Below are 21755 nucleotides of genomic sequence, written 5' to 3' on the forward strand. Positions count from 1 at the left end.
AGCCCACGCTCGGCTGCTTTTGATTCAAGCCGAGCGTGGGCTCGGCTCTACAGGTAGCGCAGCCGAGCATGGCTCGACGTTACAAGGCAGGCGTCACCGCTCCGCCAGCCACCCGATCACGCCTTCCGCAGCACGCAGGCCACTGGCGTAGCACGCGGTCAGCAGGTAGCCACCCGTCGGTGCCTCCCAGTCCAGCATCTCGCCGGCACAGAACACGCCGGGCACTGCCCGCAGCATCAGGTCATCATCCAGCGCACCCAGGCGCACGCCACCGGCGGTGCTGATCACTTCGGCCATCGGCCGGGGACGCAGCAGGCGCAGCGGCAGGCGCTTGAGCGTAGCCGCCACGGCAGGCAGGTCGTTGCCCGCTTCTTTACCCAGAATCTCGAACACCAGTGCGGCTTTCACTGCATCCAGGCCGGCCTGGCGGCGCAGGTGCTCGCCGAAGCTGCGGCCCTTGCGCGGGCGTGACAGATCGGCCAGCAGGCGCGTCTCGTCACGGCCCGGCACCAGGTCCAGCCACAGCATCGCGTGGCCATCGCGGTTGATGGTCTCACGCAGGTCCGCCGCCAACGCGTAGATCAGGCTGCCTTCGATGCCGTACTCGCTGGCCACGCATTCGCCCTGCAGCGACTGTGGCTGTCCGGCCAGGTCGATCCAGTGCGCGACCACCGGCTTCAATGGCGCGCCGGCATTGCGCTGGGCGAAGAATGGGGTCCAGCCCACGTCGAAACCGCAGTTGGCCGACTGCAGCGGTGCGATGTCCACGCCATGGGCCTGCAGTGGCGCGACCCAGGCGCCGTCGCTGCCCAGCTGCGGCCAGCTGCCGCCGCCCATGGCCAGCAGGGTGGCATCGGCATGTACTTCAACGGCGCCGTCTTCGGTTTCAAAGCGCAATGCGCCTTCATCACTCCAGCCGATCCAGCGGTGGTTGGCGTGCAGGCGCACACCCTGCTCCTTCAACCGACGCACCCAGCCGCGCAGCAGCGGCGCTGCCTTGCGGTCGACCGGGAACACGCGGCCAGAGCTGCCCACGTAGGTCTCCACGCCGAAGCCGGCGGCCCAGTCACGCAGTGCCTGCGCGTCGAAGCCATCCAGCCAGCTGCCGACCGTTTCGGCCTGCTCGCGATAGCGGCTGTCGAACAGCGGGCGCGGATCGGAATGGGTCAGGTTGAGTCCGCCCTTGCCGGCGATCAGGAACTTGCGGCCGGGCGAACCCTTGGCTTCGTACAGGTCGACCTCCAGCCCAGCGGCGCGCAGGCGCTCGGCGGCAAACAGGCCGGCCGGGCCGCCGCCGATGACGGCGACCCGCTGGGGCAGTGCGGTATTACGGTTTGACATCGAGCAGCTCGACGTCGAACACCAGAGACGAGCCGGCCGGAATCGGGCCAACCCGGCGGTCGCCGTAGCCGTAGTCCGGTGGGATCATCAGCGTGCGCTTGCCGCCGACCTTCATGCCGGCCACGCCCTCATCCCAGCCGCGGATGACCTGGCCGGCGCCGAGTGCGAAGGTGAACGGCTCGCCACGGCTGACCGAGCTGTCGAAGGTCTTGCCGTGCTTGGTCTCGGTGCGGTTGTCATAGATCCAGCCGGTGTAGTGCACGGTGACCTTGTTGCCGGAAACGGCCTCGGTGCCAGTGCCTGGGACGGTATCGATGCGCTCGAAGGTGGTCAGGGTGCCACCCGGCGGCGGGCCGGACGGTTCGGTCGAGCAGCCAACGGCGGCGAGGGACAGCAGCAGGGGAAGCAGCAGGCGGCGCATCGGGCGTCTCCGGAAGGGCGCAGGGCGAGGGCGGCAAGGGTAGCGCATCGGCGCCGGGTATCATGGGGGCATGGCAAGACTCCTGCTCAATCTGCGCAATGTCGGCGACGACGAATATGCCGATGTCTGCACGCTGCTCGACCAGCACGGCATCGCCTGGTATCGCACCGAACCCAGCCCCTGGGGCATTTCCAACGGTGGCCTGTGGCTGCGCGAGGACGCCGATCATCCGCGTGCGAAGGCGCTGATGGCGGAGTACCAGGCCGAACGCGGGCCGCGCATCCGTGCCGAGCGCGAGCAGGCGTTGCGCGAGGGCACGGCGGAGACCTTCGGCAGCCTGTTCCGGCGCCGACCGGGGTATGTGGTGCTGGTGCTGCTGGCGATGGCCGGTGCGGCGGCGCTGGTGCTGCTGCCGTTCGTGCTGTTGCGGGGATAAGGGGGTTCGGCCGGGTTGCACCCGGCACCCGCAGAGGCAACGGCAACGGCAAAAGCTGGTTCCCGTGGGATGGCGTGGCGATGTGGGCAGGCGGGACACGCCGTGAACCCGTCCGTGGGGGCTCGATGGCGCCATCCATGGCGCCAACGGTCCCGCCTGCCTACACCGCCACGCCTCTGACAGTTCCCCGCGGCTGTTGGTAGGTGTCGACCTTGGTCGACACGGCAGACCCACGCCATGCGTGGATGAACGGGTAAATCTGACCCTGGGGCACTCTGGCGCTAAAATGGCGGGATGATCGCCAATACCGCCGCTTACCATTTCGCCGTCATCGACGCTCCCCAGGCCCTCTGCGACCAGCTGCTGGCGCGTGCCGAGGCGGCGGAGCTGCGCGGCACGATCCTGGTGGCGGGCGAGGGGCTGAACCTGTTCCTGGCGGGTGCGCCAGAGGCGGTCGAGGGTTTCTACGCAGCGCTGCGTTCCGACGCGCGCTTTGCCGATATGCGGGTCAAGACCAGCCTCAGTGAGCATCAGCCGTTCGCGCGGCTGAAGGCCAAGGTGAAGGACGAGATCATCAGCTTCCGCCGTGACGACGGCCAGCCATTGGACTATCCGCGCGCGCCGGCGATCGATCCGGCCACGGTGCAGCGCTGGTTGCGCCAGGGGCATGATGACGCCGGCAAGCCGGTGGTGATGCTCGATACGCGCAACCTGCAGGAAGTGGAGTACGGCACCTTCAAGGATGCGCTGGTGCTGCCCATCCACAAGTTCACCGACCTGCCCGAGGCGCTGGCGCCGCACCGCGAAGCGCTGAAGGACAGCACCGTGGTCAGTTTCTGCACCGGTGGCATCCGCTGCGAGAAGGCCGCGCTGTGGATGGTCAATGACGGCATGGACAATGTACTGCAGCTCGATGGCGGCATCCTCGGCTACTTCGAGGAGGTGGGCGGCGAAGGCTACGAAGGCCGCTGCTTCGTGTTCGATGAGCGCGTGGCGCTGGACGCCGAGCTGAAGCCGATGGTGGACCAGCCGCTGCCGGAGCCGCGCCCCAGCGCGTTCTGACCGCGCCTCTGTAGCGCCGAGCCCATGCTCGGCGGCTGTTGGTCGACGAACGGCAGCCGAGCATGGGCTCGGCCCTACACGATCCGGTGGGCGCTGAACCTGCCCCACGGGAATCAGCATCCCGCCACCGTCACTGGCCGCGGCGCCGGGCCGTCCCCATGCATGGGGGATCCTGTGACGGAAAAACGCCTGATGATCCCGTTGTCGATCCTTGACCTGGCCCCGGTCTGCGAGGGCAGTGACACCACAGCCGCTTTCGCCAACATGCTGGAACTGGCCCAGCACGCCGATGCGCTGGGCTACCGCCGCTACTGGCTGGCCGAACACCACAACATGCCCGGCATCGCCAGCGCGGCCACCGCTGTGCTGATCGGCCATGTGGCCGGGGGCACAAAGCGCATCCGCGTCGGTGCCGGCGGCATCATGCTGCCGAACCATGCCCCGCTGCAGGTGGCCGAGCAGTTCGGCACGCTGGCCTCGCTGTATCCGGACCGCATCGACCTCGGCCTGGGCCGTGCGCCGGGCACCGATCAGCCGACCGCGCGTGCACTGCGCCGCTACTTCGACAGCGCCGACCAGTTCCCGCAGGATGTGCGCGAGCTGCTGCACTACTTCGAGCCGGTACAGCCCGGGCAGGCGGTGCAGGCGGTTCCAGGTGGTGGCCTGCGGGTGCCGACCTGGATCCTCGGTTCCAGCCTGTTCGGTGCGCGCATGGCCGCCTCGATGGGCCTGCCGTATGCGTTCGCCTCGCACTTCGCGCCCGACGTGATGGACGAAGCGCTGGCGGTGTACCGCCGCGAGTTCCGCCCTTCGGCCACGTTGAAGCAGCCGCACGCGATGCTGGCCCTGAACGTTGTCGCCAGCGACAGCGAAGCCGAGTCACGCCGCCTGTTCACCAGCCAGCAGCAGAGTTTCGTCAATCTGCGCCGTGGCCGGCCGGGCAAGATTCCGGCGCCCATCGACGACATCGAATCGTTCTGGGAACCGCATGAAAAGCTGGGTGTGGAGCGGGCATTGGCCTGCACCGTGCTGGGTGATCCGCAGCAGGTGGCCGAGGGCATCGCCGCCTTCGTCGAACGGCACAAGCCCGACGAACTGATGCTCACCGCCAATCTGTACGACCACCGCGCACGCCTGCGTTCGTTCGAACTGGCGATGCAGGCCTGGCACGCCCGCCACGCGGGCTGAACAATTGCGTCACGGCCTGTTGCGGCCGATCCGCGTCTGATGGGGGCTCCCACTTCTGGAGTCCCCACCATGGCCGAGACCCGTGCCGAACACATTGCCCAACTGGCCGAGCTGATCAAGGACGTGGAGGTGGCCATGTTCACCACCACCGGCGTCGACGGGCGACTCTACAGCCGGCCGCTGGCCACCCAGCAGGTCGCCTTCGACGGTGACCTGTGGTTCGTGATCACCGGCGACAGCCCGAAGGTGGCCGAGATCGCGCTCGATCCGCGGGTCAACGTGGCCTACGCCTCGCCCTCGAAGAACACCTACGTGTCGGTGGCGGGGCGGGCACGCGTGGTCGATGATCGCGCGAAGATCGAGGAGCTGTGGTCACCGGCGATGAAGCTGTTCTTCCCCGGTGGCAAGGATGACCCCAACCTTCGCCTGATCCATGTGCGCGCCGACAGTGCCGAATACTGGGATGGCCCGGGCACTCTGCTGGGCACGGCGCTGAGCTTCGTGCTGTCTGCAGTGCAGGACGAGCCGACGGCGTTGGCCGACAATGGATTCATCGATCTGCGCTGAGGGCTTCGGCCCGCCGGGCCATGCCCGGCGGGCGCTGCAACAGCAATCAGAACCAGCGCTGGAACAGTTCCACCGTATAGCCCACCAGCTGCCCCGAACTGAAACCGAAGAATGCGATCGCTGCCAGTGCCGCGATCCAGTTGAACAGCATCAGCGCGCCATCGCGTTCCAGCAGCGCCAACGAGAACAGCAGCAGCTGGAAGCCGAACAGGAAGTTGGTGAAGGGAATCGGCAGCGACAGCAGCAGGCCCAGCAACACCAGCAGCAGGCCGCTGAAGGCGTGGGCGGGCAGCGGTGTCAGCAGTTGCGGCATGCGTGGTTTCAGCATCTTGTCCAGGCGCCGAAGCGGGCGGTCGATGCGGTCCAGGAAACGGTGCATGGTGCCGCGCTTTGGCCCGCGGCGGGCGATGAAGCCCGGCAGCCAGGGGCGGCGCAGGCAGCACAGCATCTGCAGGCCGATCAGGATCACCAATGGACCGCTGACCGCGCCGCCCATGCCCGGAATCGGAATGAACGAGGGCAGGATCGCCACGAACAGGAACACGCCGAACGCGCCCTGCTGCAGGTTGCACAGGATCTGGCCCAGCGGCATGTGCTCGGCCGGATCGCCGGAGGCGAACATCTCCAGCAGGGTGCGGATGCCCTCGTTGCGGTAGGCCGGGCGCTGGGCGCCCGGGCCCTGGCCGGCCTCAGGCGGTGAGCTCATCGGCCTGCTCGTCGGACAACGTGCGCAGCAGCAGCTTGTCCACCCGCGCACCGTCCAGGTCGACCACTTCGAAGCGCCAGCCGGCCCAGTCGAAGTACTCGCCCGCGTGCGGAATGCGGCCGAAGTAGTGGATGCACATGCCGGCCAGCGTGTAGTAGTCGCCGTCCTCGGCGTCGGGCAGGTCGTTGCTGCCGATCAGTTCGCGCACGTCTTCGATCGGCAGTGAGCCGTCCACCAGCAGCGAGCCGTCCTCGCGGGTCACCACCAGCGCATCTTCGTCGGCGTTCTCCACCGCCTGCAGGCGGCCGACCACGGCACCCATCAGGTCACTGATGGTCACCAGGCCCTGGATCTCGCCGTACTCGTCCACCACCAGCGCCATCGACTGCTGTTCCTCGCGGAAGATCTCCAGCAGCTTCATCGCGTGGGTTGATTCGGAAACGTACAGCGGTTCCCGCAGGGTCTGGAACAGCGCGTTGTCGCCGCGCGCCATGCGCGTGGCCAGCGATTTCAGTTCGAGCACGCCGACCACGTCCATGTCGTTGTCGCGGTACACCGGGTACCGCGAGAACTCGTGCTCGGCCATGATTTCCAGGTTGCGCTCCAGCCCGGCCTGGGTGTCGAGCCAGGCGATGCGGTTGCGCGGGGTCATCAGGCTGTCGGCGGTGCGGTCGCCCAGGCGCATGACGCGGTTCATCATGTCGCGCTCGTGGGCGTCGATCACGCCGGCCTCGTGGCTCTCGGCCACCAGCATCCGGATCTCTTCTTCAGTCACCTGCGCGGCCTCGTCCTTGCCCAGGCCCAGCACCTTCAGCACCAGCTGGGTAGTCTTGGACAGGAGCCAGACGAAGGGCAGGGCCAACCTGGCCAGCCAGCTCATCGGCATGGCGACCAGGCCGGCAATGGCCTCGGAGCGGGTCAGGGCCAGACGCTTGGGAACCAGTTCGCCGAAGATCAGCGTGATGAAGGTGATCAGCGAGACCGCCAGGGCGGTGCCTACCTCGCGCGCGTACGCAAAGCCGGGCATCAGGCCCTGCAGCCAGCCGGCGATCGCGTCGCCGATCGCATCACCGCCGAGGTAGCCGGTCAGCACGCCGATCACGGTGATGCCGATCTGCACGGTGGACAGGAAGCTCTCCGGCTTCTCCGACAGCTCCAGTGCCTTGGCGGCGCGCTTGGAGGTGGCGGCCATCTGCTTCAGGCGGCTCTTGCGCGAGGTCATGACCGACATCTCGGACATGGCGAAGAAGCCGTTCAGGAGAACCAGCGCGAAGACAATCAGGATCATTTCAAACACGGGCATCGTCCCCGGTTGGTGGCAGGGAGGGCGGGTGCTTGCGATGGCGGCTGGCGCTCAGGAACAGGGTCCGGCGCGGCGCAGGGGGATAAGGGTCGTCGTCCATAAGGTGCGCCCGAGGGCGCGCTGGCATCTTAGCAAAGGGGCGTGGCAGGGTGGCAACCGCCTGTTCAGGTTGGGGGCTCCAGAGCCCCGAAAGGGGACGGGGATACCCGTGATGGTCATCTAGCCGTCATAATTCCGTCTGGTGCCGTCCTTCCCGCGACGGCTGACAGGTTTCTCAATGTTCTCTCTGCAGACCATTTTCGGTTCCGGCAAACAGTTCTACACCCTGCTTGATGAGGCTGCCGTCGCGGCCTCCGACGCCGCCAAGGCGCTGCATTCCATGCTGCGCGAGGCCGACCGCCAGCCCGCGCTGGACGCCTTCAAACTGGCCCGCCTGCGCGAGCGCGCGGCCTCGGACAAGATCAGCCAGGCGCTGGTAGACAGCTTCATGACCCCGATCGAGCGCGAAGACATCGAAGCGCTGGGTTCGGCCCTGTACAAGATTCCGAAGCAGATCGAGAAGTTCGCCGATCGCTATTCGCTGGCCACGACCCACCTGGAGCACATCGACTTCGCGCCGCGCGCGGCGATGCTGGAACAGGCTGCCGGCGTGGTGGTGGAGATGGTCGCCGACCTGCGCCACATGAACCTGGACCGGATGACCGCGCTCAACGAGAAGCTGCGCTCGCTGGAGAACGAGGCCGACCGCCTGATGCTCGAGCTGTACCGCGACATCTATTCCGGTCGCCTGGACAACCTGCAGATGTTCCTGCTGAAGGAATTCTTCGAGATCTTGGAAAAGGCCATCGACCGTTGCCGCGAGGCCGGCGTGGTGGCGTACCAGATCGTGTTGAAGAACAGCTGACGGACGCCGCCGCATGTTGACCCTTGTCCTGGTGGTGATCCTGGCCGCGCTCGTTTTCGAGTTCATCAACGGCTTCCACGATACCGCCAACTCCATTGCCACCGTGGTGGCGACCAAGGTGCTCTCGCCCGGCTGGGCGGTGATGCTGGCCGCCTTCATGAACCTCATCGGCGCGTTGACCGGTACCGCGGTGGCGCTGACCATCGCCTCGGGCCTGCTCAACACCAACGTGGTCGACGTCACCCCGCAGGTGATCCTTTGCGCCCTGCTGGGCGGCATCATCTGGAACCTGATCACCTGGTGGAAGGGCCTACCGTCCTCGTCTTCGCATGCACTGATCGGCGGCCTCTGCGGCGCCGGCCTGGCTGCGGCCCACAACAACTGGGACGCCCTGATCTGGTCCGAGCGCCTGGGCAGCTGGGCGCAGAACAAGGGCCTGCTGTGGAAGGTGTTCGTGCCGATGATCACCTCGCCGATCGCCGGCTTCCTGCTCGGCATCGTGGTGATGGTGCTGCTGTGGGGCCTGATTGCCGGCCTGGCCAAGATCGGTGGCGCCATCGGCCGCCTGGCCCGCCCGCGCATCGTCAACGCGTTCTTCGGCAAGGCGCAGATCGCCTCGGCGGCCTACATGGGCTTTGCCCACGGCCACAACGATGCGCAGAAGACCATGGGCATCATCGCCATGACACTGATCGGTGCCGAAGCCACCGGCGCACTGAACGACCTGCCGTCCTGGCTGGCCTTCATGCACCCGGACGCCCACGCCGGTGACGGCATCGCGATGTGGATCGTGCTGACCTGTGCGGTGGTGATGGCTGCCGGTACCGCCTCGGGTGGCTGGAAGATCATCAAGACCCTGGGCCACAAGATGGTCAAGCTGCACCCGATCCATGGCTTCGCCGCGGAGACCAGCTCGGCCACCATCCTGACCCTGGCCGCCCACTTCGGCATGCCGGTCTCGACCACGCACAGCATCTCCACCGCGATCATGGGCGTCGGCTTCGCCAAGAACCCGCGCTCGCTGAAGTTCGGCGTGATCGAACGCATCGTCTGGGCCTGGATCCTGACCATCCCGGCAGCAGGCGGCTGTGCGTACCTGATCCTGAAGCTGTTCGAGCTGTTCGGCTGGACCTGATCTGCACGCACACGTTGCACAAAAAAAGCCCGCCGTATTCCGGCGGGCTTTTTTCATGGGCAGATCATTCTTCCGTATCAAGCGTGTCGACCAAGGTCGACACCCACCAGAGCAGTGCACGACGCCGTTCCGACAGTTCGCGGAGATCTGTCGAAGGCGGGGCGGGGCCGGTTGTGGGGGTGTCCGCGGCATGGATGCCGCGGCCAAGCCCCCAGGGACGGGTTTACGGCGTCCCCCGCAACCGGCCCCACCCCGCCCAACCACGGAAAGCCCGCTTTTGCCGTTGCCGTTGATTCGGCGGGTGCCGGGCCGCAGGCCCGGCCGAACCCCTCAATTACGCTGGAACAGCGCCTGCACATCCTTCCGGAACGCCGCCTGGCTGTCCGCCCGGCTGTAGAACATGTGCCCACCCGGATAACTACGCACCTGCACCCGGTCCGGGTTGCTGCCCATCGCCGGCATCTGGTCCACCGTCAGGATCGACCCCATGAACGGGCACGACAGGTCGTTCCAGCCATGCACGATCAGCACCTGCAGATGCGGATCGATCGCCACCGCCTGGCGCAGCTGGGTCACCGCGCCCTGGCGCAGCTCGCCGTTGCGGTCCCACAGCCGGTTCACGTCGTAATTCAGCGCCTGGTAGCGCGCATCCACCTTCCAGCCGACCACGCGCGTCACGAAGTCGACCATCGCCGTGGTGGTCGGCGCAATGATGCTGTCCAGCAACGGATCATTGGCGCGCTGCTCCGGATCATTCGGGAACGGATCGAACGCGGTCACGTTCGAGTCGTAGCGGCTGCCCAGCGTGCCCTTGTCGCGGAACACCTCACGCAGATAGGCCTGCGTCTCCAGGCGGCCACCGGCGCGGCGCACGAACTGCGGGTCCAGCCCGGTCAGCTCGGTTACCCGGCGCAGCATCGCCTCGGTCGCCTGCGGGTCGCTGCGGCCCTTCATCAGCGCGGTGGCGTAGTCGCCACGGGTGTACTCCACCACGTCACGCATCGCTGCATCGGTCAGCTTGCCCTGGCGCTCCAGGTGCGCGGCGGCGATCGACGGCAGTGTCTGCATCCATGCCATCGGCGAGACATCGGCGTTGTCTTCCAGGGTCGGGCTCAGGTAGGGCGAGACCAGCACCAGGCCGTTCATCGCCACGCCCAGCCGGGTCTGCAGGAAGTGGGTGATGCGGGGGCCACGGTAGCCACCGTAGCTCTCGCCGGTCAGGTACTTGCGTGCGCCCATGCGCTGGTTGCGCAGCAGCCAGTCGTAGATCGAGCGCGACAGGTACTCGATGTCAGCGCTGGGGTTGTACAGCTGCTTCTTCGCTTCGTCATCGCCGATGCGCGCGCGGCTGAAGCCGGTGCCGACCGGATCGATGAACACCAGGTCGGTGAAGTCCAGCCAGGTGCCGGGGTTGTCGTGCAGCGTGGCGGGTGCCGAGGCGCTGTCACCCTCGGAGCCGAAGGTCACCACCTTGGGTCCGATCGCGCCCATGTTGAGGTAGACCGACGATGCCCCCGGGCCGCCGTTGAGCGCGAAGGTCACCGGCCGGTCCTTGCCCGGCATCGTATAGGCGGTGAACACCACATCGGCGATCACCTTGCCTTTCGCATCACGCACCGGCAGGGTGCCGACGGTGGCGGTGTAGTCCAGGGTGCGGCCGGCCAGGCGCATGCTCTGGCGGGCCGACGCATCGGCGGGCAGCGCAGGTGCTTCGGTCTTGTCGTCTTTCGGATCGGGCTTGGCCTCGGCGTCAGGCGCGGCCAGCACGCTGGCAGGAGCGATGAGCAGGCCGACGCAGAGCGCGGCAGTATGCAGCAGGGACTTCATGGCACCGGATTGGCAGCGGAAGGGGGTTCCGATGCTAGGCCGGTGGCGGGCATGCCGTATGTGTCCAAAGGCATGCCCGCGCGTCGAGGCCGCCACTGGCCAGATTGGGTCAAGCGGGCAGAGGAGTGCGCACGTCGTCGTCGGCCAGCAGGCCGTATACCGCCGAATCGGACAGTTCGCCCTGGATGCGCCAACGCTGCCGCAGCACGCCCTCCAGGTGAAAGCCCAGCCGTTCAAGCACGTGTGCCGAGGGCCGGTTGCGCGGGTCGACTTCGGCTTCCACGCGATGCAGGCGCAGGGTCTGGAACAGGTAGTCCAGCAGGTGCTGCAGCGCTTCGTGCATGTAGCCCTGGCCCTGCCTGTCGGGGGCCAGCAGGTAGCCGATCTCGGCACGTGCGGCATCGCGGTCCAGGGCGAACACCACGCAGATGCCCAGCAACGGACCGTCCAGCGTTTCGCGCACGGCCAGCTTGAGCTGGGTGCCGGTGGCCTGTGCGGCCAGGTCATCGTCGATCTGCGCACGCGCCTCGGCCGGTCGTGTCCACGCCGGGTGGTTCCAGAACCGCATCACGTCCGGATCGGACTGGATCGCGAACAGGGCGGCCGCATCGTCGCGGCGGATCGGGCTCAGGACCAGGCGCGCGCTGTGCAGCGGCAGGCCCGGGAACAGCAGCGAGTGGCTGGCCAATACGATGATCCACGCGGATGGACGCGCATTATGGCGCCGCCGGGTTTGCCGATGGGGGCGGGATCTCTGTAGAGCCGAGCCGATGCTCGGCTGCCCGGCACGGCGCGGAATGCAGCCGAGCGTGGGCTCGGCTCTACAGGAGGGCTGCGGGAGTCAGACTTCCAGCGAAGCCAGGTCGCCCTTCGACTCCAGCCAGCCCTTGCGGTCGGACGCACGCTTCTTGGCCAGCAGCATGTCCATCAGCGAGCTCGTCTGCTCGCGATCGTCCACGGTCAACTGCACCAGGCGGCGGGTGTCGGGGTGGATGGTCGACTCGCGCAGCTGTGGCGGATTCATCTCGCCGAGGCCCTTGAAGCGGGTGACGTTGATCGCACCCTTGATCTTCTCGCGTTCGATCTTGTCCAGCATCGAGCGCTTTTCTTCCTCGTCCAGGGCGTAGAACACCTGCTTGCCCACGTCGATGCGGAACAGCGGCGGCATGGCCACGAACACGTGGCCGGCATCGACCAGCGCCGGGAAGTGCTTGAGGAACAGTGCGGTGAGCAGGGTAGCGATGTGCAGGCCGTCCGAGTCCGCGTCGGCCAGGATGATGACCTTGCCATAGCGCAGGCCGGCAATGTCGTCCTTGCCCGGGTCGCAGCCGATGGCCACGGCCAGGTTGTGCACTTCCTCCGACGCCAGCACGCTGTTGGAGGATACTTCCCAGGTATTGAGGATCTTGCCGCGCAGCGGCAGGATCGCCTGGAAGTCCTTGTCGCGAGCCTGCTTGGCGCTGCCGCCTGCCGAGTCACCCTCCACCAGGAACAGCTCGGTGCGCGACAGGTCCTGGCTGATGCAGTCGGCCAGTTTGCCGGGCAGGGCCGGGCCCTGGGTGACCTTCTTGCGGACGACCAGCTTTTCGGTCTTCAGGCGCGCACTGGCGCGTTCGATGGCGATCTGGGCGATCTTCTCGCCCAGTTCCACGTTCTGGTTCAGCAGCAGGCTGAAGGCATCGTGGGCGGCGCCTTCGATGAAGCCAGCAGCCTGGCGCGAGGACAGGCGTTCCTTGGTCTGGCCGCTGAACTGCGGGTCGGTCATCTTCAGCGACAGCACGAACGACACGCGGTCCCACACGTCTTCCGGGGCCAGCTTGACGCCACGCGGCAGCAGGTTGCGGAAGTCGCAGAACTCGCGCAGCGCCTCGGTCAGGCCGGTACGCAGGCCGTTGACGTGGGTGCCGTGCTGGGCAGTGGGAATCAGGTTGACGTAGCTTTCCTGCACCAGCTCGCCTTCCGGCAGCCAGGCCACGGCCCAGTCAACAATTTCGGTGTCCTTCTTCAGGTTGCCGACGAACAGCTCGGCCGGCAGCATCTCGCGATCGCCCAGTTCCAGCTTCAGGTAATCGCGCAGGCCGTCTTCGTAGTACCAGGTATCGACTTCACCGGTGGCTTCGTCGGTCAGCTTCACGGTCAGGCCCGGGCACAGCACGGCCTTGGCGCGCAGCAGGTGCTTGAGCGCGCGCACCGCGAACTTGGGCGTGTCGAAGTACTTCGGGTCGGGCCAGAAGCGCACGCGGGTACCGGTGTTCTTCTTGCCGACGCTGCCGACCACTTCCAGCGGGGTGGCACGGTCGCCGTTGCGGAAGGTGATGCGGTGTTCGGCACCTTCGCGCTTGATGTGCACTTCCACCAGGGTCGACAGCGCGTTGACCACGCTGACGCCGACGCCGTGCAGGCCGCCGGAGAAAGTGTAGTTGTTGTTGCTGAACTTGCCGCCGGCGTGCAGGCGGGTGAGGATCAGCTCGACGCCCGGGATCTTCTCTTCCGGATGGATGTCCACCGGCATGCCGCGGCCGTCATCGCTGACCTCCACGCTGCCGTCCTTGTACAGGGTGATCTCGATCGAGCGGGCGTGGCCGGCGAGGGCCTCGTCCACCGAGTTGTCGATCACTTCCTGCGCCAGGTGGTTCGGGCGCGCGGTGTCGGTATACATGCCGGGACGGCGCTTGACCGGGTCAAGGCCGGACAGGACTTCAATATCGGCGGCGTTATAACGGGCGTTCATCTGTCTTCGAAAGCTTGGAGCGACGGGCAAGTGTGGGGTCTGGCACGGGATTTTGCACGCCTGCGGTTCAGTCTCGGCGACGCAGAGGGGGTAAAATGGCAGCCGCTGGAATCTGAACGCCGGCGACCCCCGTTGGGTCGAAACATCCAAGCCGTACCGCGAGGAGGACCTCATGAAGAAGTTGCTGACCATTGCGATCCTGGCCGCTGCCGCCGTTGCGGTGCCGCTGGTGATGGCGCAGAACGCCGGCCAGCCGGCCCCGCAGCAGGGTGACCAGGCCGACAAGGCGCAGGCCGAGGCCGATGCCAAGGCCAAGCGTCGGGCCCAGGCCAATGCCGAAATGAAGGCGCAGGGCCAGCCGGCCCCGCAGCAGGAAGAGGAAGAGGAAGCGCGCAAGAAGCGCTGATCCCGCAACCTGCCAGGCGCCCTTGCGACAAGGGCTGCGCTCCGGAACGCCCCGCATTGCGGGGCGTTTCTTTTTAGTGGCGTGCCATCTGCCTCTTGGGTTGGCGGCCATCAATCTGTAAACTATGGCTTTCCGGGAGTAAGTGCGTGTCCACCCTTTGCGAATGGGCTGGAGCGGCCAAGCGTGGCTTCCAGCATGGCGGGTCGCAGGTGACGGTCGATTTGACCGGCACGGCCGCCCCGACCTCGCACGGTGGTCCCGGTCCGGCGCCTGCCGCCGCACGGATCCGCACCTCCCTCGCTGTCCCAGCGAACCGGAAAACCCCCTCTGAGCACCATGCCTGCCCTCCGGGCGCGCGTGGTGCTGCCGTTTTCCATTTCCAGACAGGATGCTTGCAGCCATGACTCCCTTGATTTTCGTAACCGGCGGCGTGGTGTCCTCGCTCGGCAAAGGCATTGCCGCTGCGTCACTGGCCGCCATTCTTGAAGCCCGTGGCCTGAAGGTCACGATGATGAAGCTCGACCCGTACATCAACGTCGACCCGGGCACCATGAGCCCGTTCCAGCACGGTGAGGTCTACGTCACCGACGACGGCGCCGAGACCGACCTCGACCTGGGCCACTACGAGCGCTTCGTGCGCACCCGCCTGAGCCGCAAGAACTCGGTCACCACCGGCCGCATCTACGAGAACGTGATCCGCAAGGAGCGCCGCGGCGACTACCTGGGCGCGACCGTGCAGGTCATTCCGCACATCACCGATGAAATCCGCCGTTGCATCGACGAAGCCACCGAAGGCTACGACGTGGCGCTGGTCGAGATCGGCGGTACCGTCGGCGACATCGAGTCGCTTCCGTTCCTGGAGGCGATCCGCCAGGTGCGCACCGAGCGTGGCCCGGAGAAGGCGCTGTTCATGCACCTCACCCTGGTGCCGTACATCGGCGCCGCCGGTGAGCTGAAGACCAAGCCGACCCAGCACTCGGTGAAGGAACTGCGCTCGATCGGCATCCAGCCGGACGTGCTGCTGTGCCGCTCCGAGCAGGCGGTGCCGGATTCGGAGCGCCGCAAGATCGCCCAGTTCACCAACGTTTCCGAGCGCGCGGTGATCAGCGTGCCGGACGTGGACGTGCTGTACCGCATTCCGTCGGGCCTGCACGCGCAGGGCCTGGACGAAATCGTGGTCAACCAGCTGAAGCTGGCTGACAAGGCGGGTCCGGTCGACCTGTCGATGTGGGAAGACGCGGTCGACGCGACCCTGCATCCGTTGGACGAAGTGACCATCGCCGTAGTCGGCAAGTACGTGGACCATCAGGACGCCTACAAGTCGGTCGGTGAAGCACTCAAGCATGGCGGCCTGCGCCAGCGCACCAAGGTCAACCTGAAGTGGCTGGAAGCACAGGACCTGGAAGGCACCGACATGGCCGCACTGGCCGATGTTGACGGCATCCTGGTGCCGGGTGGCTTCGGTGACCGTGGTTTCGAAGGCAAGGTGCAGACTTCGAAGTTCGCCCGCGAGCAGCACGTGCCGTACTTCGGCATCTGCTACGGCATGCAGGCGGCCGTGGTCGATTACGCGCGCAACGTGGTCGGCCTGGAGGGCGCCAACAGCACCGAGAACGACCGCCAGTCGCCGAACCCGGTGATCGGCCTGATCACCGAATGGCGTACCGCCACCGGTGATGTCGAGAAGCGCGACGACAAGAGCGACCTGGGTGGCACCATGCGCCTGGGCCTGCAGGAGCAGCGCCTGAAGCCGGGCACGCTGGCCCGCGAGCTGTACGGCAAGGACGTGGTCGCCGAGCGCCACCGCCACCGCTACGAGTTCAACAACCGTTACCGCACCCAGCTGGAAGACGCCGGCCTGGTGATCGCCGGCAAGTCGATGGACGACACCCTGGTGGAAGTGGTTGAGCTGCCGCGCGATGCGCACCCGTGGTTCCTGGCCTGCCAGGCGCACCCGGAATTCCTGTCCACGCCGCGTGACGGCCACCCGCTGTTCATCGGTTTCATCCGTGCCGCGCGCGAGCGCAAGGCCGGTGGCAAGCTGCTTTCCGAAGCGCGCGCCTGACTTGTGAATGGGGGCTTCGGTCCCCATCCTGCATGCTTCAACCCCCATCGCACCGGCCCGGCCGGTGCTGCGGACAACAAGGAAACGCCATGAAACTGTGTGGATTCGAGGTCGGGCTGGACCAGCCCCTGTTCCTGATCGCCGGCCCCTGCGTAATCGAGTCGATGCAGCTGCAGCTTGATACCGCCGGCAAGCTGAAGGAGATCACCGACAAGCTCGGCGTCAACTTCATCTTCAAGTCCAGCTTCGACAAGGCCAATCGCACCTCGGGCACCGCCTTCCGCGGCCCGGGCATGGAAGAAGGCCTGAAGGTCCTGGCCGAAGTGAAGAAGCAGATCGGCGTGCCGGTGCTGACCGACGTCCACGAATACACCCCGATGGATGAAGTGGCCTCGGTGGTGGACGTGCTGCAGACCCCGGCGTTCCTGGTCCGCCAGACCGACTTCATCCGCAAGGTGTGCTCGGCCGGCAAGCCGGTCAACATCAAGAAGGGCCAGTTCCTGGCGCCGTGGGACATGAAGCCGGTCGTGGAGAAGGCCAAGGCCACCGGCAACGAGCAGATCATGGTCTGCGAGCGTGGTGCCAGCTTCGGCTACAACAACCTGGTCAGTGACATGCGCTCGCTGGCAGTGATGCGCGATACCGGTTGCCCGGTGGTGTTCGACGCCACCCATTCGGTGCAGCTGCCGGGTGGGCAGGGCACCAGTTCGGGCGGTCAGCGCGAACACGTGCCGGTGCTGGCCCGTGCCGCGGTGGCGGTGGGCATCTCCGGCCTGTTCGCCGAGACCCATCCGGACCCGTCCAAGGCCCTGTCCGATGGCCCCAATGCATGGCCGCTGGACCAGATGGAAGCGCTGCTCGAGACCCTGATGGAGCTTGACGCGGTGACCAAGAAGCACGGCTTCTCGCGTTTCGCGTGAGTCGTGACCCGTGGCTGGCGCTGGAGGCCCAGCGCCGCCGCCGGCACTGGAAACAGGGGCCCTGGGGCCTGATTGCACTGGGCCTGGCCGTGCTGTTCACCGTGGGCATGTTCGGGCTGGTGCTGATCGGCGCCGCATCCGTGCGGCCACCGGGTGATGGTGGCAGCGGGCTCAATCTGCGCGCGTACTTCATTGCGCTGCTGGTCGCGGAGTTGGTGGCGGCCGTAGGTTGCATCACTGCTGCTGTACTGGCCTGGCGGCTGAATCGTGGCAAGGTGATGGCTGGCCTGGCGATCATCCTGCTGTCGCTGTGGTTCGGCGCCCTGTTCTACGGAGTGCTTTGATGAATACGACCACGTCGGCGCGCGGCTGGCCATGGGGGCTGATCGCTCTGGGCCTGGCCGTGTTGACCTGGATGGCCCTTGTGGTGGGCGTGCTGGCCTTCACCGCCAGTTTCCGGCCGCCGGGGGACGGAAACAACGGCGTGCAGGCCACGCAGTGGTGGTTGCTGGGCGCGCTGGTCACGATGGTGCTGTCCTTCCTGGGCAGCCCGGTGGCGATGGTGCTGGCCTGGCGACGGCGGCGTGGCCCCATCCTGGCGGCGATTGCCGGTGCGTTGCTGGTGATGTTGGTGTCGCTGGTGCTGATCGTGATCGGGTCCAGCTGGGGCTGAAGCCGCCCATTCCATTTGGCAAGTGGCGGGCAGCCGGGGATAATCACGCGGCATTCGTTTTGTCGCCCCTCTCCAGACAGGTAACCGGTCCGACCATGAGTACGATCCGCAGCATCCACGCCCGTGAAATCCTCGACAGTCGTGGCAACCCCACGCTGGAAGCCGAAGTCATCCTGGAGGACGGTTCGTTCGGTCGTGCCGCGGTTCCCTCCGGCGCCTCGACCGGCACCAAGGAAGCGGTCGAGCTGCGTGACGGCGACAAGACCCGTTACCTGGGCAAGGGCGTGCGCAAGGCCGTCGACAACGTCAACACCACGATTGCCGCCGCGCTGAAGGGCGTCGAGGCCACCGACCAGGCCGGCCTCGACCGTCGCCTGATCGACCTCGACGGCACCGAGAACAAGGGCCGCCTCGGCGCCAACGCACTGCTGGGTGTTTCGATGGCCGCCGCGCACGCCGCCGCCGCATCGAGCAAGCAGGCACTGTGGCAGTATCTGGCCGCCAAGACCGGCGTGAGCCCGTCGCTGCCGGTGCCGATGATGAACATCATCAACGGCGGTGCGCATGCCGACAACAACGTCGACTTCCAGGAGTTCATGGTGCTGCCGGTCGGCTTCACCTCGTTCTCCGAAGCGCTGCGCGCCGGTACCGAAATCTTCCATTCGCTGAAGTCGGTGCTGAAGGGCCACGGCCTGAGCACGGCGGTCGGCGACGAAGGCGGCTTCGCGCCGGACTTCCGCAGCAACGTCGAAGCGCTGGACACCATCCTCGAAGCGATCGGCAAGGCCGGCTACACCGCCGGTGAAGACGTGCTGCTGGGCCTGGACGTGGCTTCCAGCGAGTTCTTCGAGAACGGCAAGTACAACCTGGTCGGCGAGAACAAGCGCCTGACCTCCGAGCAGTTCGTCGACTTCCTCGCCGACTGGGCCGCGCAGTACCCGATCATCACCATTGAAGATGGCCTGGCCGAGAACGACTGGGCCGGCTGGAAGCTGCTGACCGACCGCATCGGCAAGAAGGTGCAGCTGGTCGGCGACGACCTGTTCGTGACCAACCCGAAGATCTTCCAGGAAGGCATCGACTCGGGCACCGCCAACGCGATCCTGATCAAGGTCAACCAGATCGGTACCCTGAGCGAAACCCTGGAAGCGATCGCCATGGCCGATCGCGCCGGCTATGCCGCCGTGGTCTCGCACCGTTCCGGCGAAACCGAAGACACCACCATCGCCGACATCGCCGTGGCCACCACCGCCACCCAGATCAAGACCGGCTCGCTGTGCCGCAGCGATCGCGTGGCCAAGTACAACCAGCTGCTGCGCATCGAGGAAGCCCTCGGCGCCGGCGCGCGTTACGCCGGTCGTGACGCGTTCGTTTCGCTGAAGCGCTGAGCCGATGCGCGACTGGCGCTGGATGCTGCTGGTGCTGGCCCTGCTGCTGGGCTGGCTGCAGTACCGCTTCTGGTTCGGTCCGGGCAATTCGGGTGAAGTGATGATGCTCGAAGCCCAGGTCGCCAACCAGGAGCGGGACAATGAGGGCCTGCAGCAGCGCAATGATGCGCTGGCTGCCGAAGTGAAGGACCTCAAGGAAGGCCAGTCCGCCATCGAGGAACGCGCGCGCAGCGAGCTGGGCATGATCAAGCCTGGCGAAAAGTTCTACCGCGTGGTCGAGGATGTGCCGGTGCATCCGGCGCAGCCTGCGGCAGGTGTCAGCGCGCAGGTCGGCGAACACCCGGCGGACGTGCCATGAGTGCGGCGATCTGGGTCGTGGTTCCTGCTGCTGGCCGTGGCACCCGCTTCGGCGCGCCGTTGCCCAAGCAGTACCTGCAGGCAGGTGGACAGATCCTGCTCGCCCATACCCTGGACGCCCTGCTGGCGCACCCGGCCGTGGCCGGTGCGATGGTGGTGATCGGCCAGGACGACGCCGACTGGCCGGGCTGGAACGAGTGGGCGGGCAAGCCGGTGCTGACCTGTGTCGGGGGTGCGACCCGTGCCGCCTCGGTGCTGGCCGGGTTGCAGGCGTTGCCGGAGTCGGTGCGCGCCGATGAGTTCGTGCTGGTCCACGATGCGGCGCGACCGAACCTGTCCCTGGCCGATCTCGGCCGCCTGCTTGAAGTCGGCCGTGCCGACCCGGTTGGCGCGATCCTGGCCGCCCCGGTGCGCGACACGCTCAAGCGTGCAGGCGACGACGGTGGCATCGACGGCACCGAGCCGCGCGAGCGCCTGTGGCGCGCACTGACCCCGCAGCTGTTCCGTCGCCACCAGCTCAGCCGCGCGCTGTCCGACGCTGCTGCCGCCGGTGTTGAAGTCACCGACGAGGCCATGGCCATGGAGCGCCAGGGCCAGCGCCCGCTGCTGGTGGAAGGCAGTGAGGACAACTTCAAGGTCACCACCCCGGCCGATCTGGACCGGTTCGAATTCGTACTTTCCCGCCGCGCCAGCTGATTGCCCGCGCGGCCCTGCTGCAAGGGTTGCATCCATGAGCACCGCACCTTTCCCGCCCGTCCGCATCGGCCAGGGCTATGACGTCCATGCCTTCGGTGAAGGCGATCACATCATGCTCGGCGGCGTGAACGTACCGCACAGCTGCGGCGTGCTCGCCCACAGCGACGGCGACGTGATCCTGCACGCTCTGTGCGACGCGATGCTGGGCGCACTGGCGCTGGGTGACATCGGCCAGCATTTCCCGCCAAGCGACAGCCGCTGGAAGGGCGCCGACAGCAGTGATTTCGTGCGCCACTGCGACAGCCTGCTGCGTGAGCGTGGCTGGCGTGTCGGCAACACCGACATCACCGTGATCTGCGAGCGGCCCAAGGTTGGCCCGCATGCGCTGGCCATGCGTGAGCGCATCGGCGAGCTGCTGCAGTTGCCGCTGGATGCGGTCAGCGTCAAGGCCACCACCTCGGAAAAGCTGGGCTTCACCGGCCGTGGTGAAGGCATCGCCGCGCAGGCCGTGGTGCTGCTGGTGGCCGCATGATTCCGCTGCCGCTTGCATTCGGTGCGCCATTGCTCACAGCGCGCATCCGCACCACGCCGGACGATTTCCAGGTCGACGAGCTGCCGGCCTTCGAGGCCACCGGCGAAGGTGAGCACCTGCTGCTGCATATCCGCAAGCGCGGCGCGAACACCGTGCATGTGGCCAAGGTGCTGGCCAAGTGGGCCGGCCTGCCGGAAATGGCGGTCAGCTACGCCGGCATGAAGGATCGCCACGCGGTCACCACCCAGCGTTTCAGCGTGCACCTGCCCAAGCGCATTGCGCCGGACCTGGCCGAGTTGGCCAGTGATGAGATCGAAGTGCTCGACGCGACCTGGCATAACCGCAAGCTGCAGCGTGGCGCACTGGCCGGCAACCGTTTCAAGCTGGTGTTGCGTGAAGTGCAGGGCGATGCCGCAGCGATCAGCGAACGCCTGCAGCAGGTTGCCGAGCGCGGCCTGCCGAACTGGTTCGGCGAGCAGCGCTTTGGCCGCGACGGCGGCAACGTGCCGGCGGCACTGGCGATGTTCGGTGGCCGCCGCATGCGCAAGGATCAGCGTTCGTTGCTGCTGTCAGCCGCGCGTTCGGCGCTGTTCAACCGCGTGCTGGCCGCGCGCGTGGAGCAGGGCAACTGGGATCAGCCGCTGGAGGGCGAAGTGTGGATGCTCGATGGCAGCCGCAGCGTGTTCGGACCCGAGCCGTACACCGACGTGCTGGCCGAGCGCCTGGCGCGTTTCGACATCCATCCCAGCGCGCCGCTGTGGGGCGAAGGCGAGCTGCGCAGCACCGATGCGGCACGCGAGCTGGAGCTGGCCGCGCTGGACGACGAAGAGTCGAAGGCACTGCGGGCCGGCCTGGAAGACGCGCGCCTGAAGCAGGAGCGCCGCGCGCTGCGCCTGCGCCCGGCGCTGCTGCAGCACCAATGGCTGGCCGATGACGTGCTGGAGTTGTCGTTCGCGCTGCCGCCGGGCTGCTACGCCACCGCCGTGCTGCACGAGCTCGGCCCGGTCGAAGACGCCTCGCAGGCCTGAGCAGGGCGCGCGGTAGAGTCGACTGTCAGTCGACTTGCGCGCGCAGCGCGCGGTATTCGCTTGCCGCTG

23 protein-coding genes are annotated in these 21755 nt (G+C 66.9%); 16 read left to right on the forward strand and 7 right to left on the reverse strand.

Annotated features, from left to right (window positions below; translation table 11 throughout):
• Positions 1 to 93: 93 nt before the first annotated feature.
• Both AC5QAH_RS10195 and AC5QAH_RS10200 read right to left on the reverse strand, forming a co-directional pair.
• On the reverse strand, positions 94 to 1341 hold the full coding sequence (locus AC5QAH_RS10195; RefSeq protein ID WP_329763859.1) for a TIGR03862 family flavoprotein: 1248 nt from the start codon (positions 1339 to 1341) through the stop codon (positions 94 to 96).
• Positions 1328 to 1762 carry an FKBP-type peptidyl-prolyl cis-trans isomerase gene (locus AC5QAH_RS10200; protein WP_143994290.1) on the reverse strand — a complete coding sequence of 145 codons (435 nt, stop codon included), beginning with the start codon at positions 1760 to 1762 and terminating at the stop codon, positions 1328 to 1330. Before AC5QAH_RS10200 ends, AC5QAH_RS10195 begins: the two co-directional genes overlap by 14 nt.
• A 70-nt stretch (positions 1763 to 1832) precedes the next feature.
• Here AC5QAH_RS10200 and AC5QAH_RS10205 point away from each other — a divergent pair, with 70 nt between their 5' ends.
• From AC5QAH_RS10205 to AC5QAH_RS10220, 4 genes are all read left to right on the forward strand, one after another.
• Positions 1833 to 2198, forward strand: coding sequence for a DUF6164 family protein (locus AC5QAH_RS10205; RefSeq protein ID WP_329763858.1), 366 nt, complete (start codon positions 1833 to 1835; stop codon positions 2196 to 2198).
• 294 nt (positions 2199 to 2492) lie between these two features.
• Complete coding sequence (locus AC5QAH_RS10210; protein ID WP_329763857.1) at positions 2493 to 3260, forward strand: sulfurtransferase; 768 nt, start codon at positions 2493 to 2495, stop codon at positions 3258 to 3260.
• 192 nt (positions 3261 to 3452) lie between these two features.
• A complete protein-coding gene (locus AC5QAH_RS10215; RefSeq protein WP_043402145.1) occupies positions 3453 to 4448 on the forward strand; it encodes an LLM class flavin-dependent oxidoreductase in 996 nt (331 codons plus the stop codon).
• A gap of 69 nt (positions 4449 to 4517) precedes the next feature.
• Positions 4518 to 5015, forward strand: a complete 498-nt coding sequence (locus AC5QAH_RS10220) for a pyridoxamine 5'-phosphate oxidase family protein (protein WP_010486012.1) — start codon at positions 4518 to 4520, stop codon at positions 5013 to 5015.
• A gap of 46 nt (positions 5016 to 5061) precedes the next feature.
• Here AC5QAH_RS10220 and AC5QAH_RS10225 read toward each other — a convergent pair whose 3' ends face one another.
• Both AC5QAH_RS10225 and AC5QAH_RS10230 read right to left on the reverse strand, forming a co-directional pair.
• Positions 5062 to 5721: an exopolysaccharide biosynthesis protein gene (locus AC5QAH_RS10225; RefSeq protein ID WP_010486010.1), complete on the reverse strand. Its 660-nt coding sequence runs from the start codon at positions 5719 to 5721 to the stop codon at positions 5062 to 5064.
• Positions 5705 to 7009 carry a hemolysin family protein gene (locus AC5QAH_RS10230; RefSeq protein WP_423159418.1) on the reverse strand — a complete coding sequence of 435 codons (1305 nt, stop codon included), beginning with the start codon at positions 7007 to 7009 and terminating at the stop codon, positions 5705 to 5707. Before AC5QAH_RS10230 ends, AC5QAH_RS10225 begins: the two co-directional genes overlap by 17 nt.
• Positions 7010 to 7301: 292 nt before the next feature.
• Between AC5QAH_RS10230 and AC5QAH_RS10235 the strand changes: the two genes are divergently transcribed.
• Both AC5QAH_RS10235 and AC5QAH_RS10240 read left to right on the forward strand, forming a co-directional pair.
• The gene (locus tag AC5QAH_RS10235; RefSeq protein WP_004152833.1) at positions 7302 to 7928 is read left to right on the forward strand and encodes a DUF47 domain-containing protein; all 627 of its coding nucleotides are present in this window, start codon (positions 7302 to 7304) and stop codon (positions 7926 to 7928) included.
• Between the two features lie 13 nt (positions 7929 to 7941).
• Positions 7942 to 9063 (forward strand): inorganic phosphate transporter, encoded by a 1122-nt coding sequence (locus AC5QAH_RS10240; protein ID WP_006431323.1) that lies wholly within the window; start codon positions 7942 to 7944, stop codon positions 9061 to 9063.
• Positions 9064 to 9393: 330 nt separating this feature from the next.
• Here AC5QAH_RS10240 and AC5QAH_RS10245 read toward each other — a convergent pair whose 3' ends face one another.
• The 3 genes from AC5QAH_RS10245 to parE all read right to left on the reverse strand — a co-directional run bounded on the left by AC5QAH_RS10245 (position 9394) and on the right by parE (position 13621).
• Positions 9394 to 10890 carry a S10 family peptidase gene (locus AC5QAH_RS10245; protein WP_043402133.1) on the reverse strand — a complete coding sequence of 499 codons (1497 nt, stop codon included), beginning with the start codon at positions 10888 to 10890 and terminating at the stop codon, positions 9394 to 9396.
• Between the two features lie 109 nt (positions 10891 to 10999).
• The gene (locus tag AC5QAH_RS10250; protein WP_049421510.1) at positions 11000 to 11578 is read right to left on the reverse strand and encodes a GNAT family N-acetyltransferase; all 579 of its coding nucleotides are present in this window, start codon (positions 11576 to 11578) and stop codon (positions 11000 to 11002) included.
• Between the two features lie 153 nt (positions 11579 to 11731).
• The gene (parE, locus tag AC5QAH_RS10255) at positions 11732 to 13621 is read right to left on the reverse strand and encodes a DNA topoisomerase IV subunit B (RefSeq protein WP_010486000.1); all 1890 of its coding nucleotides are present in this window, start codon (positions 13619 to 13621) and stop codon (positions 11732 to 11734) included.
• 172 nt (positions 13622 to 13793) lie between these two features.
• Here parE and AC5QAH_RS10260 point away from each other — a divergent pair, with 172 nt between their 5' ends.
• The 10 genes from AC5QAH_RS10260 to truD all read left to right on the forward strand — a co-directional run bounded on the left by AC5QAH_RS10260 (position 13794) and on the right by truD (position 21686).
• Positions 13794 to 14027, forward strand: coding sequence for a hypothetical protein (locus AC5QAH_RS10260; RefSeq protein ID WP_010485998.1), 234 nt, complete (start codon positions 13794 to 13796; stop codon positions 14025 to 14027).
• A 400-nt stretch (positions 14028 to 14427) separates the two neighbouring features.
• Positions 14428 to 16092, forward strand: coding sequence for a CTP synthase (gene pyrG / locus AC5QAH_RS10265; protein WP_019338186.1), 1665 nt, complete (start codon positions 14428 to 14430; stop codon positions 16090 to 16092).
• An 89-nt stretch (positions 16093 to 16181) separates the two neighbouring features.
• On the forward strand, positions 16182 to 17012 hold the full coding sequence (gene kdsA, locus AC5QAH_RS10270) for a 3-deoxy-8-phosphooctulonate synthase (RefSeq protein ID WP_019338187.1): 831 nt from the start codon (positions 16182 to 16184) through the stop codon (positions 17010 to 17012).
• Positions 17009 to 17356, forward strand: a complete 348-nt coding sequence (locus AC5QAH_RS10275) for a hypothetical protein (protein WP_099559597.1) — start codon at positions 17009 to 17011, stop codon at positions 17354 to 17356. The genes kdsA and AC5QAH_RS10275 overlap by 4 nt, the downstream gene beginning before the upstream one ends.
• Positions 17356 to 17685 (forward strand): hypothetical protein, encoded by a 330-nt coding sequence (locus tag AC5QAH_RS10280; RefSeq protein WP_010485991.1) that lies wholly within the window; start codon positions 17356 to 17358, stop codon positions 17683 to 17685. Before AC5QAH_RS10275 ends, AC5QAH_RS10280 begins: the two co-directional genes overlap by 1 nt.
• 95 nt (positions 17686 to 17780) lie before the next feature.
• Positions 17781 to 19073: a phosphopyruvate hydratase gene (gene eno / locus AC5QAH_RS10285; RefSeq protein WP_057502983.1), complete on the forward strand. Its 1293-nt coding sequence runs from the start codon at positions 17781 to 17783 to the stop codon at positions 19071 to 19073.
• A 4-nt stretch (positions 19074 to 19077) separates the two neighbouring features.
• Entirely contained in the window at positions 19078 to 19431 is a 354-nt protein-coding gene (gene ftsB, locus AC5QAH_RS10290) for a cell division protein FtsB (protein WP_099559596.1), read from the forward strand.
• On the forward strand, positions 19428 to 20126 hold the full coding sequence (gene ispD, locus AC5QAH_RS10295; protein WP_049435946.1) for a 2-C-methyl-D-erythritol 4-phosphate cytidylyltransferase: 699 nt from the start codon (positions 19428 to 19430) through the stop codon (positions 20124 to 20126). The genes ftsB and ispD overlap by 4 nt, the downstream gene beginning before the upstream one ends.
• A gap of 34 nt (positions 20127 to 20160) precedes the next feature.
• Entirely contained in the window at positions 20161 to 20658 is a 498-nt protein-coding gene (gene ispF / locus AC5QAH_RS10300; protein WP_043402123.1) for a 2-C-methyl-D-erythritol 2,4-cyclodiphosphate synthase, read from the forward strand.
• The gene (truD, locus tag AC5QAH_RS10305; protein ID WP_049455327.1) at positions 20655 to 21686 is read left to right on the forward strand and encodes a tRNA pseudouridine(13) synthase TruD; all 1032 of its coding nucleotides are present in this window, start codon (positions 20655 to 20657) and stop codon (positions 21684 to 21686) included. The genes ispF and truD overlap by 4 nt, the downstream gene beginning before the upstream one ends.
• Positions 21687 to 21755: the final 69 nt, after the last annotated feature.

The organism is Stenotrophomonas sp. YJH_SMC_43 (assembly GCF_059372535.1).